13 protein-coding genes are annotated in these 13101 nt (G+C 36.3%); 2 read left to right on the top strand and 11 right to left on the bottom strand.

The genetic code is table 11. From position 1 onward, the window contains the following. Positions 1-21: 21 nt before the first annotated feature. The 4 genes from J2S10_RS00600 to J2S10_RS00585 all read right to left on the bottom strand — a co-directional run bounded on the left by J2S10_RS00600 (position 22) and on the right by J2S10_RS00585 (position 2999). Positions 22-1005, bottom strand: a complete 984-nt coding sequence (locus tag J2S10_RS00600; protein ID WP_307403611.1) for a class I SAM-dependent methyltransferase — start codon at positions 1003-1005, stop codon at positions 22-24. 114 nt (positions 1006-1119) lie between these two features. Continuing rightward, a complete protein-coding gene (tpx, locus tag J2S10_RS00595; RefSeq protein ID WP_307403609.1) occupies positions 1120-1620 on the bottom strand; it encodes a thiol peroxidase in 501 nt (166 codons plus the stop codon). A 174-nt stretch (positions 1621-1794) separates the two neighbouring features. Next, entirely contained in the window at positions 1795-2280 is a 486-nt protein-coding gene (gene ytfJ / locus J2S10_RS00590) for a GerW family sporulation protein (RefSeq protein ID WP_307403607.1), read from the bottom strand. 17 nt (positions 2281-2297) lie between these two features. Then, positions 2298-2999: a DUF2953 domain-containing protein gene (locus tag J2S10_RS00585; RefSeq protein WP_307403605.1), complete on the bottom strand. Its 702-nt coding sequence runs from the start codon at positions 2997-2999 to the stop codon at positions 2298-2300. Positions 3000-3231: 232 nt separating this feature from the next. On the opposite strand from J2S10_RS00585, the gene J2S10_RS00580 reads away from it, so the two are divergent. Then, positions 3232-4035, top strand: coding sequence for an NAD kinase (locus J2S10_RS00580; RefSeq protein WP_307403603.1), 804 nt, complete (start codon positions 3232-3234; stop codon positions 4033-4035). A 107-nt stretch (positions 4036-4142) separates the two neighbouring features. Here J2S10_RS00580 and rarD read toward each other — a convergent pair whose 3' ends face one another. From rarD to refZ, 7 genes are all read right to left on the bottom strand, one after another. After that, complete coding sequence (gene rarD / locus J2S10_RS00575) at positions 4143-5075, bottom strand: EamA family transporter RarD (protein WP_307403601.1); 933 nt, start codon at positions 5073-5075, stop codon at positions 4143-4145. A 144-nt stretch (positions 5076-5219) separates the two neighbouring features. Next, positions 5220-6806: an acyl-CoA synthetase MbcS gene (gene mbcS / locus J2S10_RS00570; RefSeq protein WP_307403599.1), complete on the bottom strand. Its 1587-nt coding sequence runs from the start codon at positions 6804-6806 to the stop codon at positions 5220-5222. A 156-nt stretch (positions 6807-6962) separates the two neighbouring features. Next, positions 6963-7163 (bottom strand): alpha/beta-type small acid-soluble spore protein, encoded by a 201-nt coding sequence (locus J2S10_RS00565; RefSeq protein ID WP_307403597.1) that lies wholly within the window; start codon positions 7161-7163, stop codon positions 6963-6965. Positions 7164-7261: 98 nt separating this feature from the next. Beyond that, positions 7262-8467 carry a tRNA uracil 4-sulfurtransferase ThiI gene (gene thiI / locus J2S10_RS00560; protein ID WP_307403595.1) on the bottom strand — a complete coding sequence of 402 codons (1206 nt, stop codon included), beginning with the start codon at positions 8465-8467 and terminating at the stop codon, positions 7262-7264. Beyond that, complete coding sequence (locus J2S10_RS00555) at positions 8468-9610, bottom strand: cysteine desulfurase family protein (RefSeq protein WP_307403593.1); 1143 nt, start codon at positions 9608-9610, stop codon at positions 8468-8470. It lies immediately after the preceding gene. Positions 9611-9742: 132 nt separating this feature from the next. Continuing rightward, entirely contained in the window at positions 9743-11431 is a 1689-nt protein-coding gene (gene ezrA, locus J2S10_RS00550; protein ID WP_307403591.1) for a septation ring formation regulator EzrA, read from the bottom strand. A gap of 349 nt (positions 11432-11780) precedes the next feature. Next, on the bottom strand, positions 11781-12413 hold the full coding sequence (gene refZ / locus J2S10_RS00545) for a forespore capture DNA-binding protein RefZ (RefSeq protein ID WP_307403589.1): 633 nt from the start codon (positions 12411-12413) through the stop codon (positions 11781-11783). A gap of 158 nt (positions 12414-12571) precedes the next feature. Between refZ and J2S10_RS00540 the strand changes: the two genes are divergently transcribed. Continuing rightward, the gene (locus J2S10_RS00540; protein WP_307403587.1) at positions 12572-13054 is read left to right on the top strand and encodes a GAF domain-containing protein; all 483 of its coding nucleotides are present in this window, start codon (positions 12572-12574) and stop codon (positions 13052-13054) included. Positions 13055-13101 lie beyond the last annotated feature (47 nt).

Genomic DNA, 13101 nt, shown 5'->3' with positions numbered 1-13101 from the left:
AAACAGGCCTTTTTTACCGGTTTATCTTTTGTTCTCTTGGAACCATTTTTCGATTTTTGTCAAAATTCTATCCATTTCAACTGCATTTGATAGGTTAGGTAAATCAACCAATAATGCCTGCTTAGGAGGCTGAACATTTTCTCCTTTTTTTTGTAAAACTAAAATGCTTTTCGCTGCATTTTTATTTTTAAACATACTTGTTGGAAATTGAAGCAGTCCCTGGATAATGACATTTTCCTTAAAATATTCGCGAAGCTGTGATGCTTGATCGCTTTCAAACAGACCATTTGGAATGATAAAGAACAAATATCCTCCCTGACGTGTATGACGGACACTTTGTTCAATAAATAAATGATGGGCATAGGAATGACCATCATTCGCCTTTAATTGATAGTCCGAAGCCCTTACATCATTTGGATAATAGCCAACAGGCAAATCACTGATTACTGCATCGACCGGATCGATAAATAGCGGTTCAAGGCTGTCCTGATTATATAGTTGAATTGGATGCTCTTGTAAATTAGCATTTACATAAGCTAATTTTATTAACAAGTCGTCAATGTCCACACCGATGGAATCCACTTTTTTATGTAATTGATTCAAAACGGTTGTTAGTAAATTACCTGTTCCTACAGCAGGGTCAAACAATCGAAAGTCCGATTGTTTCATGAATTTCTCTACGAGATATCCAACCAGCATTCCAACCGAATCAGGTGTCATTTGATGGTTAGGCTGTACATTTTCTTTCATTCCCTTTAAAATAACCAACTGGTAAGCTTTACGAATTTCTTCATTTGTGTATTTTTCCAAGTGAATCTCTTGGTAATGTTTTTTCAGTCTTTTAACTGTGATCTCGCTCAATTCTTCCTGAAGAATAGATCCTTGAAACAGGTTCTCTCCAGTCTCGGCAAGTGCCTCTAAGTATGTACAATATAATTCTTCCTGCAAAACAATGGCTGTTTCATTAAAAATAGTAAAAAGCTGTTCAACTGGAGAAATTTTCATTTTATTTACTCCTATCATAATTTTCCTTATCCATTTTAAACGAGTAAGTATAATTTATACAAGTTAAACGTAAAAAAGACCCCGCCATTTGACGAGGCCCTTTTGATCATATAATTACTTTGCAGCTTTGGCAGCTTCAATTGCAGCTTCATAGTTAGGGTGATGGGTTCCTTCACTTACATATTCTACATATGTTACTGTGTCCGTTGAATCAACAACAAATACAGCACGTGCTAATAATCTATGTTCTTGCATTGCAACTCCGTATGCTTCACCAAATGATAGGTCGCGATGGTCCGATAATGTTTGAACATTTTCGATACCGGCTGCAGCACACCAGCGTTTTTGTGCAAATGGTAGGTCACAGCTAATGGTTAGGATTTTCACATTTCCTAATTTATTAGCTTCCTCATTAAAACGGCGAGTTTCTGCATCACAAACACCCGTATCTAATGAAGGAACAGATGTGATTAAACGTACCTGTCCCTTTGTATCGTTTAACGTAACTTCTGATCGATCATTTGCAAGCACTGTGAAATTAGGAGCCTTGTCTCCTACCTTTACTTCATTGCCTAGTAATGTAACCGGATTTCCTCCAAATGTAACGTTTGCCATGGTATTACATCCTCCTTTGTCGTTTAGGCTTAAGCGCAATAAGTTAACGCTTTCGTCCAAAAATATGTACAGTGTAAATATATCTTTTCAGAATCTTATTTGCAATTATTTAAACTTCCTAATCCATGAAAAAAGTTAATCTCCCCTTTATAACTGGGAGATTAACCTGTCATGTTATAAATCTAGATCGTTTTTCGGTTGATGGTTTAGAGTATGGTTTTCATTTTTCACTTCATCTTTCTTGGAAAACATCTGTTGAATTTTGTCTACAGCTTGAGGTGCTAATTCTAAGATTTTCTCATAAAGATGGGTGCTCTCATCTAAATGAAGCATTTTTACTCCATGAGAGTTAACAATTAAAAAAGCAATAGGCGTAATCGAAACTCCTCCGCCACTACCTCCCCCAAATGGGTGTTTCGGTTGATTTTGCCCTTGGTTTTGGCTTTGACCTTGGCTTTGATTTTGTGATTGAGACTGTGTGCTATCAAGTTTAAACTCACTTCCACCTGCGGCAAATCCAAATCCAACCTTCGAAACTGTTAAAATAACGCTTCCATCCGGGGTCTCGACAGGATCCCCAATAATTGTATTTACATCAATCATTTCTTTCAAGCTTTCCATTGCAGTCGTCATCAAACCTTGGATTGGGTGGTCCGACATGTCTGTTTCCTCCTCATTCAAACGGATTTAGTTTTTTCCTTAGAAGAATTTGTTTTTGATTTAAAATGCGGGCGTCCGCCCCTCCAGAATTTAATCAGTTTTAATCCTGCTAAAATAGCTTGCCCGATTCGAAACTGAAAAATACATGTAAAACGTGTTTGTAATACCGCTAATTGAAAATGTGGAGTAATCGTTAAATTGGGCATTTCTTTCATCTTTAAATACTGGCTTAGCATGCCTGCGATACTGCCTTTGATAGCCCACAGTGCTCCAGTCAGCGTCCCTGTAAAGGCTGCATCTCCAATACCAATCATTGAATGCCATTCAAATTGTTTTATAGTTACTTTGCTAAAAAACTTCCTAATAACCACATGCAAATTAAAAACTTGGTGCAATAATTCTTTTACCGTTTTTAACGTATTAATTACATCACCAGGTGTGATTTGATTGACATTTTTATCTTTTGTTTCGTCTGCAGGCTGCTCCTTTGGCTTTTTCCTTTTAACAATAACACTGGGAGAATTATCATCAATTTTTATCAAGGGAATATTAATTTTGTATTTAATCAAACCAAACCAAACTTTAAATTCAATTTTTAGGTCATCGTTATCATTATGATGATAATAATTAATAGAAATTGTTAATTTAGTAAAAATGATAAGGATGAATATGAACAAAAGAAATATAAGTGCGATGGTCAGCCAAATCAATTCATTCACAACCTTTCAGCCTATTAGTATCGCCTTTCAGAAAAAAAATAAACCTATCAACATAGTTGATAGGTTTACCTTTTAAGCCCTCTTTAACTCGCTAAAATTTAATTTATTTTATGATTTCATATTGATTTAAAAAAATGTTAAACTAAATTCAGATTATTAATATTTTACCAAAATTAAATTTGGTTGATAAAATTATAATATGTTACTCGATACATTACAGGGGGCACTAAAAATGGAGAATAGACTTAATATATTTTTCTATTACAAGCGGGATGAGGACATGCTTGTTAAAGCAGCACCCCTTTTTAATCTCGCGGAACGGTATGGTTTTACAATTGTGGAGGATTATCGAAAAGCAAACATTATTGCAAGCATCGGTGATGATGGTACATTTCTTCAAGCTATAAGAAAAACCGGCTTTCGTGATGACTGCCTTTATGCGGGTATTTCAACAAAAAATAATTTAAGTATGTATTGTGACTTCCTACTCACCGATGAGTCCAAAATGATAGAGCTTATCACTGCAAATGAGCATCTGGAAGTTCGCCGTTATCCAACGATTGAGGTTGCCGTTGATGGACAGGGAACCTTCACCTGCTTAAATGAATTCAGCATTCGTTCATCGATTATTAAAACACTTGTAGTCGATGTATTTGTTGACCAGCTCCACCTGGAAACCTTCCGCGGTGACGGTCTGATTGTTGCTACACCTACAGGAAGTACAGCCTATAATAAGTCGGTTAACGGTTCGATAGTTGATCCTTTACTTTCATGTATGCAGGTGAGTGAGGTGGCATCAGTTAATACCAACCGTTACCGAACGCTGGGTTCTTCCTTCATCTTAGGCAGTGAACGTACCCTTGGGCTTAAGGTCATCTCAGAAGGAAATGATTACCCGACAATGGGAATGGATAATGAAGCATTAAGCATTCGCCATGTTGATAAAATTCAAATAAAAATTAGTAATAAAAAAATAAAAACCTTAAAACTAAAAGACAATTCTTTCTGGGATAAAGTTAAGAGAACATTCTTATAAGAAAAGCGGAGCTTCCCTTTAGCGAAGTACACTAGTCACGGGGCGCTAGAGCTAGACAGAAAATAAAAAACCTTATCCATTTTTAGTGAGATAAGGTTTTTCAACGATTACATGATTGCTTTTTTTTCTTTCCGCCACTTAAACTCTCTTTCAGCTACTAACTTCGTCTTTGAAAGAGAGAAGATGGTTAACGCTAACCAAATGAACATGAAGGATAGTAATTGTACTTTTGAAAAATGCTCATCGTAGACGAATACCCCTAAAATCAAGGTCAATGTAGGTGAGATATATTGGATGAATCCAAGTAAGGATAAAGGAATTTTTTGTGCACCTTTTGCAAAATAAAGAAGTGGCACTGCAGTAGCGGCACCTGCACCAATTAAAAACAAGTCGGTTCCTGCACTTTGTGTAAGAAATGAACTGGAACCATTATAGAATAAGTATCCCAGATAAATAGCAGCAATTGGTGTTACGACCAATGTCTCTAAAGTTAAACCAACAGCCGATTCAACGTTAATAAGCTTTTTTGCTAAACCATATAGGCCAAAGGATAATGCTAAAATAATTGCAATCCATGGGATTTGCCCATGTGAAATAGAAATAATTAGCACACCGACAACAGCTAGTACGAAGGATATATATTGATAAGCTGTTAATTTTTCTTTTAGTACAAACATCCCCAAAATAATACTAACAAGTGGATTAATATAATATCCTAGGCTGGCCTCAATCATATGACCGCTATTCACAGCCCAAATATAAACAAACCAATTAATACTTATCAATAACGAGGCAAGAATCAGTGCATACATTTGTTTTTTGTTCTTAGTAAATCCTCTTAATGTTTGAAGAAAAAGGACCCATTTTTTCGTTAACAAAAGAATTACCGTCATAAAAATAAACGACCAAAAAACACGATTAGCGAGTATCTCCTTGGCATTGACATGATCTAAAACCTTCCAGTAAATCGGCAATAATCCCCATAAAATATAGGAAAAGCCAGCATAAATGACCCCCATTTTTGTTTCATTTTTTTTCATATATTTTGTTCCCCTATTCTTTCTAGTTTCGAAATATTATTTATTATATCTCGAAACTACTTGGAGCGGGGATTTTTTTACTCATTAAAAAGAGAAAAAGCAGTCGGTATATCATATCCCGTCTGCTTTTTAGATTCATAAAATTTAATTTTGCTTTACTGATTCAAATTCTTTTTGACGAAGTTCAATCCGGCGAATTTTTCCGGAGGTTGTTTTCGGAAGCTCGGATAAGAATTCTATTTTCCGCGGATACTTATATGGTGCAGTAAGAGTTTTAACGTGCTCCTGCAGGTTTTTTGTCAATTCCGGATCATTCGAATCTATGTCTTCTTGTAAAACAACAAACGCTTTAACAATAAATCCGCGAATCTCATCAGGACTTGCTACTACCGCACATTCCTTAACAAATGGATGTTTAACAAGTGCATCCTCTACTTCAAAAGGTCCAATTGTATAGCCCGAGCTAATAATAATATCATCACTGCGGCCTTCAAACCAGAAATAACCTTCTTCATCCATTTTCGCTTTATCACCGGTTACATAATAATCACCGCGGAATTGCATTACTGTTCTTTCCGGGTCTTTGTAATAGTTTTTGAATAAGGCAGGTGTTTCAACATGTACAGCAATATCGCCAACTTCTCCTACCGGACAAACTTCGCCCTCTTCATTGATGATTTCTACCCTATTACCGGGCGTCGGCTTACCCATCGAACCGGATTTTAACTCCATACCCTTTGTAACGCCAACTAACAATGTATTTTCCGTTTGTCCATAACCATCACGGACATTAACATTAAAATACTTTCTAAATGTATCAATCACTTCTCGATTCAAAGGTTCCCCTGCTGACACTGCGCTATGAAGATTGGGTAATTGATATTCTGTTAAATTATCTACCTTTGCCATTAACCGATATTCAGTCGGCGTACAGCAAAGGACATTTACCTTATATTTTTGCAGAAGACTTAGATACTTTTTCGGTTCAAATTTTCCATTGTACACTAGGCCGGTTCCACCCGAGCCAAGTACCGATAAGAATGGGCTCCAAATCCACTTTTGCCAGCCGGGACCTGCAGTTGCCCAAACGGTATCTCCATCTTCTATACTCAGCCAGTTTGCAGCTGCTGTCCTTAAGTGAGCAAAGGCCCAACCATGAGTATGCACAACACCTTTTGGATTTCCTGTCGTTCCGGATGTATAGGATAAAAAGGCCATATCATCTCTATGCGTTTCAGCCATAGAAAATCCCTCTGATAGCGTTTTCATTTCGTCATCTAACAGAATCCAGCCTTCTTCTTCCCCGCCAATCGAAAATTTAACGAGTGGCTGGCTGCTGGTAATATGTTTAAATTGGTCTACATAAGGATAATAACTTACTACTGCTTTTACATCACCGTGTGTAATACGGTATTGCAGATCCTTTTCTCTTAGCATTTCAGAACTTGGAATTACGACCATACCGGCTTTTAACGCTGCTAAATAAACAACATAGGCTTCAACCAAGCGCGGGACGATAACAAGAACGACATCGCCTTTTTTCAATCCATTTTGAACAAATGCATTTCCTGCTTGGTTCACCTTTTTCAATAATTGTTCGTATGTAACTTGTTTTGTTTCACCGGATTCACTTTCCCATTTAAGTGCCAATCTATTTGGATCTTTTGCAAAACGTTCCATTTCAGAAACAAGATTATACTTTTCTGGAGCAATTAAATCTTCCCGTTTCATAATTCTCCCCCTTTTAAAAAATAATTGTTCCCTCAAGATTTATTATACAAAATTATTCAAAAATTTAAAATTATTATTCCTGCAAAATATTTTTAAAATCCACTAAAAAAGAGAGCGGGATTAACTCCCGCCCTCTGTAGCCATATTATTTATTTTTTATCGAGTAAATCCGCCGCCGCCTAATTGAGACTCAGCCATTGCGACTAAACGCTTCGTAATTTCACCACCAACAGAACCGTTAGCACGTGAAGTAGTGTCTCCACCAAGTTGTACACCAAATTCAGTTGCAATTTCGTATTTCATTTGGGAAAGAGCTTGTTCAACACCAGGAACTACTAATGAATTGTTGTTAGCCATGTGATAATCACCTCCTTGTGAGTATAGAATGTGTAGAACACACAAGCTTCATTCTAACAAACAATTGGTAATTATTCACAAAATTTAATATTTACTAATTAAAATAATTCATTAAACTCATTTTGTTGAGTAGTTTCAGGTTTAACATGAATGGTTTCGACCCTTTGAATTGCTTCTTGAATCAATGCTTCAAAATCAAAAAAGCTTTCGTAATATTGCACTTTCTCTCTTCGCGGTTTTGTTTTTGGAGATGCCGGTACAAAAATAGTACAGCAATCTTCAAATGGTCTGATTGAGATATCATGGGTATCAATTTCTTTAGCAATTTTTATTATATCTGTTTTATCCATCGTAATCAAAGGCCTTAATATTGGGGTATTTGTCACTTCATTAATAGCAAACATACTTTCTAATGTCTGGCTTGCTACCTGACCAAGACTCTCACCAGTAATAATTGCCAAACCATTTTGTTTCCTTCTAATTTCATCGGTAATTCTAAGCATTAATCTTCTTGTCGTTGTCATCGAATAATTTTCTGGCACCTGGTGCCTAACTGCCTTCTGAATATCTGTAAATGGGATAATATGAAGGGACATGGAGCCATATATTTCAGATAGTTTTTTCGTCAAGTCAATTACCTTTTCTTTAGACCTTTCACTCGTAAATGGAGGACTAAAAAAATGGACTGCTTCGATTTCCAAACCTCTTTTCATGGCCATGTAGCCTGCAACAGGACTGTCAATTCCGCCTGAAAGCATGAGCATCGCTTTTCCTCCTGACCCAACAGGAAGACCGCCGGCACCTAAAATCGTCTCACAGGATAAATATACTGCTTCTTGTCTAACTTCAATTCGCAGATTAATATCAGGATTTTTTACATCCACTTTAATCCCTGGGATGTTTTTTAAAAGATAACCGCCAAAAGCTTGATTGATTTCATCAGTATCAAGCTCAAAGGTTTTATCTGACCTTTTTGCAGTTATTTTGAAGGTTTGACCTTCCCGGTAAAGTCCGGTGACTAATTGAAGAGCGGCCTTTTTCATCTCCAACAGGTCCCGCTCGACTTTAATAGCAGGACTAAATGACTGGATTCCAAATATTTTCTTTAATTGCTCAATTATCTCTTTTCCGTTTTCGCCATTTAGTAAAACGTACATCCGGTCCCGGCTGACTTCCATTTTTATTTTTGGATAGGAAGAAAGTGCGGTTTTAATACTTTTCCTTAGCTTATCCACAAATTTATTGCGGTTTCTGCCTTTGGTTGTTAATTCTCCATAGCGAATCAGTATGCGATCATAGTTCATCTAATTCATTACCTTTCGTAAATGTTGTACAGCCTCTTCAATGGCAATTAAGACAGTATTTGCTTCCTCAATTGTATTATCAAAAGATAAGCTTAATCGAATGGCACTTCCGGCTAAGTCTTCGGAAACACCCATTGCTAAAAGAGTTTTACTCGGTGATTTTTTCTTTGAAGAACAGGCACTTGTCGTTGAAACATAAATTCCTTTTTCCTCAAGGGCATGAATGAAAACTTCAGCTTTCATTCCTTTAACCGAAAAGTTTAAAATATGCGGCGCTGCATGTTCAAATGGGGTATGAATTTGTATACCTTCCATCGAACTAAGTCCTGCTCGTAAAATGCTTTGAACTTTTTTCATTCTTTCAATGCCTGACTGATTTTTCTCAAATGTCATTCGGAGCGCCTTTGCCATTGCTACAGCTCCAGCTACATTTTCCGTACCACTGCGGATCTTCCACTCCTGATTTCCGCCTGTAAATAATGGGGAAATTCTTGCACCCTCACGGATAAAGAGTGCCCCGCTACCTTTTAATCCATGAAATTTATGTCCTGAAAAAGAACAAAGGTCGACCCTGCTTTCATGCAAATGAATGGGTACTTTCCCAATACCTTGTACTGCGTCGACGTGGAACAAAATGGAGGAATTTGTTTTTAATAACTCTCCAATTTCTTGAATTGGTTGAATCGTCCCAACTTCATTATTCACATGCATAATTGAGATTAATATCGTATCCTGTTTTACCGCTTTTTCAACCTCTTTTACTTTGACTCTGCCATCCTTCTCAACCGGGAGATAGGTTATTTCAAATCCATTCAGTTCAAGCTGCTCCATCGTTGCTCTTACAGATGCATGTTCAACCCTCGTTGTTATTAAATGGCGGCCTTTATTTTTGTGCAAAAATGCCGCACCCTTTATCGCCAAATTATTACTTTCAGTACCTCCGGAGGTAAAAAAAATCTCAGATGGTTTTACTTTTAGATGACCGGCTACCTGTGCCCTTGCTTGAAATAAAAGCTTTTCTGCCTGTCCCCCTAAACCATGCAGTGAGGATGGGTTGCCAAAATATTCACTCGATACAGTTACAAAAGCATCTAAAACTTCCTTATATGGTTTGGTAGTTGCACTATTATCAAAATATATCATGGTCCTCCCCCATTCTTAACCAAAAACCCATCGCAAAAATAAATCTTATCATAATTTTTGTCAAATTAAAAAGAACAGCGTCTTAAAATACAAAAAACGATTCAGCCATGGGACTGAATCGGTTCTACTTTTTTATTCTGTTACGACAGGGGTTTTAATTTTCTTCAAAGCTTCAGGATCTATTCCCTCTATTGAGGCTGCAGCTTGTTCTAATGCATCCTGATATTCATAAAGCCTAAATGCCTTTTCCGCCTCAGACAATCCTTTAGCAACTGAAGGATATTGGCTGCGATACCGATTACCGTATTGTATCGCTTTTTCGGCGAGCATTACATTTTCGATCAATTCAATCGTGGAAGAAACAAGTTTTTCCACCGTTAATATGGCAATCTCTAAATACTGATTTAACGAAGAAATATTAAGCGGTTTTTCTTCAAGTTGAAGTTTTACATTTTGAATACTCTCATTTGTATCCTCAACTAAATATTTATAATCATCCGGAAGTCCCGGAATATTGCTTTTTGAAACAAGCCTGAGCATTTCGCCCACTTTTTTTGTTAATTCCTTTATTTTTTCTCTTGCTTCCAACTCATCTTTTCGAAGAGCCTGAAGCTTGTTTGCAAAATTTTGCTGCTCACTTTGCATCGCATCCAGCTGTTCTTTTATTTCTGTTAATTCTGCGCTAATCGAAGTTTGAGCTGTTTCGTTTAATTTTATTTTTTCACTCAAAATTTCATAGCGTTTAAAAACAGAAGCCAGTTCTTTTTCCAAATTCCTTTGTGTTTCAAAGTCATATTCTGTTAAATGATAACTTTGCTGAACATGAATAACTTCATTTGTAAGTTGATCATGCTGTTCCTGAACAGTCAAAAGCAGGTTATTCGTTATTCTTTCATTTTGGACCACAAAATGCTTTGCATGTACTTCTTTTTCCAAATGGTCGAAAAGGATGTCAATTCTATCCTTAGATTCTTTAATTCCTTCTTCTGCTTTTTCAATTTCAGTTTCTTCAATAAGTCTTAAATGCTCCGTTAATTTCTCTTCCAAATTGCTAATTTCAGTTTCAAGCTCAATATGCTCTAAGTAATAGCCTTGCTGTGACATTTCACGGAGCCCATCAAGAACCTCTGAAAGCTGGCTTGGAAGGATCGATTGACACTCTATTACGAGCTGCGGAATTAAATCCATATGATTTTTTATTTTCCCCAGGTCGTTATGAATGGTTAAGACAATTTCACGAGCTTCAAGATAATTGCCCTGTTCTGTTTTCTCATCAAAATCATGGAATTTTTTTGACACGCCATCAAGGAGGACTTCTAAGTGTTTTTCGGCTTTGCCGAAGCTATGTCGGTGAGCAAGCAGCATTTTTTTAGTTTCTCTATACAATTCCTTCAGCTGATCAATCTCTACTCTGTTTTTTTCTTCACTGCCTACGAGCTCGTGTAACTCTTCCAATATCTTTTTAATTTGATCTTCTGTTTCCTGTAATTTATTACCGATTTCACGTTGGATTCCTTTTGCTTTATTAAATCGATACCGATCAATGTACTCTTCCGCATCAAATAACAGTTCTTCTAAATCCGGTAGTTTCACTGTAACGACATCATCCCATTGATTTCGCCAATTTTCAAAAAGCTCCTCAGTTTGTCCAGTCATATTCAGCTGTTTTACCTTGGACAATTCATCCAGAATAGGCCTATTTAGAATATCGATTTTCCAAGCTTCTAATCGATCCATTTCTTTAAAGTATTTTTTCTTTATTAAATATCCCAATACAAATAAGGCTAGTAGCAGGATGAAAAATCCAATGAAATATTTCACATGAGGGCCCCCTGTTCCGCAGTACACAAGTTTCAATTGAAAGCTTTTATTAAAACTATATATTAAAGTTCATGTATGTTTAAGTTCAATGCCTTTATGATACCATGTATACGACAATTTTTGACTATTATTTTCAATTTTTTTGTAAAAAGAAATCAAAAAGCATTGATTTGAAATCAAATAGGAAAGGAAATATTCAGCAATTAAGTGAATAGGAAAGATTATAGAGGATAACCAGTGTGGACAACATTCTCAGCGTGGAGAACTACCTTTTTCTCATGTCAAAAAGCACACAGCCGATAAAAATCAGCTAGTGCTCTAAAAATTCCTCACCACAAAATGGTCAAGCCTATTTAATAAATGCTTCCTTCTTTTCTCTGATTTCAAAACTTAGCGTTTTGTCTATCCAAAAATTGATTTCTTTTAAATATTTTTGCTCAAAGAAGGGCTCGTTGGGAAAAATGTATAAAACTTCCCTTAAATAATTTGTATTCATAAATGGCATCATCAGTAAGCCCTTAAGTTGGATAATCAAATAGGGAATAGAGTGGGGACGAAATTCATTCCATTCAAAACCTTTTTCAAATATTTTTTGTAAATAGTATTTCTCTTTAAGAGAATAGGTTGACATGATTTCACGTACAATTTGAGAATCCACCGACATTTCGCGATACACTACACTTGCAAGGTGGTTATTTTCACATTGATAATGGAGTAAATTAGCAACCAATCGCTTTAAACAACCTTTTGCGCCATGATCAATTGATGCATATGCTTCCTCGATTTTATTGATGTATTGCTCAAAAAAGTAGGTAAAGCAATATTCCAACAAACCAAGTTTATGTTCAAAATAATACGCAATGGTAGCAGTATTAACTTTCGCAAGCTCGGCAATATCCCTGATAGACGTTCCGGAGAATCCATTTGTATTAAACAGTGAAATTGCCGCGGTTACGATTGCTTCTTTTGAATTTTTTTTCACTCGTATTCCCCCTGTAGACGTCTCCATTAAACTCCTTACCTAATGATTCTTTGAAATCCTTATTTTATCCTTTATGAAAATGTCGACAAATACTGCCCATTTTCATGATGTTTTGATAAAATACTATATAAACTTTTATGAGGGATAGGTGAAAATTCGTGTTTAATGTCGAAATGTATACTACCAACCGCCTTGAAAATTATGAACTGGTAAAAAAGCAACTAAGAGCTCTGATTCACGATGAGAAAAATCAGATTGCCAATCTTAGCAATACTTGTGCATTATTAAATCAATTTCTTGACCGGGTTAATTGGGTTGGATTTTATTTAATGGATGGCACTGATGAACTGGTTTTAGGACCATTTCAAGGTCTTCCGGCATGTATTCGTATTCCTGTCGGCAAAGGAGTTTGCGGTGCAGCGGCAAAGAATAAAGAAACTGTCCGGGTAGAAGACGTCAATCAATTCCCGGGTCATATTGCCTGTGACGCAGCATCGCAATCGGAAATTGTTATTCCGTTAATTAAAAACGGCCAACTATTCGGCGTTCTTGATATTGATTCAACGGAAAAAAATCGCTTTGATGAGATTGACCAAGAAAAGTTGGAAGAGTTTGTAGACGTATTAATGGAATTTATTTAAAAAGAAGAGCACAGGAAAAAATCCCCTGTGCTCTTCTTTTAGATTTT

This window comes from Neobacillus ginsengisoli, from assembly GCF_030813055.1.
The sequence above is the reverse complement of the archived record's forward strand: the minus strand, read 5'-3'. Positions and strand labels throughout refer to the sequence as shown.